This is a genomic window from Streptomyces sp. SM1, from assembly GCF_002910825.1.
Taxonomy (GTDB): domain Bacteria; phylum Actinomycetota; class Actinomycetes; order Streptomycetales; family Streptomycetaceae; genus Streptomyces; species Streptomyces okerensis.
In genome coordinates this window covers 1-2,222 of sequence record NZ_NEUB01000098.1, presented here as the reverse complement: position 1 = coordinate 2,222, position 2,222 = coordinate 1, and the positions used below count along the sequence as shown (strand labels likewise).

The following is a 2,222-nucleotide window of genomic DNA, read 5'->3' as shown; positions in this document are numbered from 1 at the left end:
GCAGATGGGAGACCAGGGCGACGTCCGCGTGCCGGGCGTCGGCGGGCGGCACCTCGCCGCGCCGGCGGCGCAGATGCGCGAGCCGGCGGGCGAACAGGGGGTCGGTGAGCACGCGGGTGTGCGAGTCCTCGACCGTGCAGGTGGCGTGCCCCCACCACGTGACGTCCACCGGCACTTCTTCGCCTCCTTCGCGCGCCTCCCCGAAGCGTACGCGCAGGAGTAGGGTCGGCGGCGAAAACCGGGGGGTGAGGGGGACGCCATGGGGCCGGTGCGGGTGACGGCGATCGCGAGTCTGACGCCACTGGAGGAGCTGGACGCCGATCCCTTCCTGGTGGACTCGCGCAGCCAGCACGCCATGTGCGCGCGCTGGGCCGCCGAGCAGGGCCACGTGGTGGCCCGGGAACTGCTGGTGCGGGGGCTGCGGGCCGATCACGGCCGGCTGTGGGAGGGGGTGCGGCCCGGCGCCGACCTGTTCGTGGCGCCCAGTCTGCGGGTACTGGAGCGTGCGCTGTCCTCCGTTCCGGAGTTCACCGCCGAGTGCGCGCGGCGCGGGGTGCGCGTGGAGACCGTGGGGCGCGCGGAGCCGTCGTACGACGCCGCGATGAAGGCGCGGGTGCACCGCAGGCTGTCGATGCCGACCGCCGGCTACGACGGCCGCTGAGCCGCTGAGCCGCTGAGCCGCTGAGCCGCCGAGGGGCCGGGCGCCGAGGGGCTGCGGGGCGAGGGACCGAAGGGCCGCGCGGGCGGGGACGAAATGCATGTTCCGGCCGTTGTGACAGGGTGGAGACGGGCCGGACCGGCCGGGACGTGAGGTGTACGGGGCGTGGGTGGCGGGCGTTGGCGACGGGTCGCCAGTCAGATCGGGCGGAGTGTCACGGTGTGGGTGGTCTCCACCCTGACCATGCTGCTGCTCGCCGGGATCCTGCCGGACTTCCGGCTGCGCTCGGCGGACGGCGGCAGCGCCACCGACATCGCGGTCACGGCCGCCCTCGGCGCCGGCGCCTTCGGCCTGCTGTCCGCCCTCGTCTGGCCGCTGCTGGTGCGTCTCCTGCTGCTCGTACCGGCACTGGTCCTCGGGCTGCTGGTGTTCTTCCTCAACGGCGCCCTGCTCTGGCTGGCCCTGTACGTCAACCCCGTCGAACGGGGCGCCGCCGCCCCGGAGACGGCGGTCGTGGTCGCCGCCGTCATGTCCGCCGTCGCCTCGGCCACCGGCGCCGCCCTCGCCGTACGCGACGACGACGCCTACCGCCGCCGCCTCTACCGCCTCGCCGACCGCAGACGGGGCTCCGCCCCGCCCTGCCCGGCCACCCCCGGCACCGTCTTCCTGCAACTCGACGGCGTCGGCCACGACGTGCTCCTCGCCGCCGTCGACAAGGGGCTGATGCCCACCGTCGCCCGCTGGCTCGGCACCGGCAACGGCGGGGACCGGCCCTCCCACCGGCTCACCCGTTGGCGCACCGACTGGTCCAGCCAGACCGGCGCCAGCCAGCTCGGCATCCTGCACGGCAGCAACCACGACGTCCCCGCCTTCCGCTGGTACGAGAAGGCCCGCCGCGAGGTCATGGTCTGCAACCGGCCCACCAGCGCCGCGGAACTCCAGGCCCGCGCCATCGAGTACTCCGGTCACGCCGGACTGCTCGCCGCCGACGGCGCCAGCCGCGGCAACCTGTTCAGCGGCGGCGCCGACGAACAGGCCCTGGTGCTGTCCATCGCCACCCGCCGCCGCGGCCCCGCCGCCCGTTCCCGCTCGGGCTACTTCGCCTACTTCTCCGACCCCGCCAACGCGGTGCGCACCGCGCTGTCCTTCGTCGCCGAGGTCGGCCGGGAGATCAGCCAGTCCACCCGGGCCCGCTTCCGGGAGCAGCGCCCGCGCGTCTCCCGCGGCGGGCTCTACCCGTTCGTACGGGCCTTCGCGACCGTCGTCCAGCGGGACGTCGTGGTGGCCGCCGTGACGGGCGACCTGCTGGCCGGCCGCACCTCCGTCTACGCCGACCTGGTGGCCTACGACGAGGTCGCCCACCACTCCGGGCCCACCGGCCGGGACACCGAGAAGGTCCTCCAGCGTCTCGACCGCGCCCTCGCCCTGATCGAGAGCGTCGCCGAGCACGCACCGCGCCCGTACCGGATCGTCGTCCTCTCCGACCACGGGCAGAGCCCCGGCGAGACCTTCCGCGCCCGCTACGGCCTCACTCTCGGCGACCTGGTCCGGGCCGGCTGCGGAC

Annotated in this window: 2 protein-coding genes and 1 pseudogene; 2 read left to right on the top strand and 1 reads right to left on the bottom strand. The window is 75.1% G+C overall.

What is annotated here, in order from left to right:
* A pseudogene (locus tag B9S61_RS41980) lies at positions 1–175 on the bottom strand (MBL fold metallo-hydrolase); the annotation flags it as partial.
* Between the two features lie 84 nt (positions 176–259).
* On the opposite strand from B9S61_RS41980, the gene B9S61_RS02145 reads away from it, so the two are divergent.
* Positions 260–661 (top strand): hypothetical protein, encoded by a 402-nt coding sequence (locus B9S61_RS02145; protein WP_103540657.1) that lies wholly within the window; start codon positions 260–262, stop codon positions 659–661.
* A gap of 162 nt (positions 662–823) precedes the next feature.
* Positions 824–2,222, top strand: a 1,399-nt coding sequence (locus tag B9S61_RS02140; RefSeq protein WP_103540658.1) for a phage holin family protein, incomplete at its 3' end; no start/stop codon positions are given.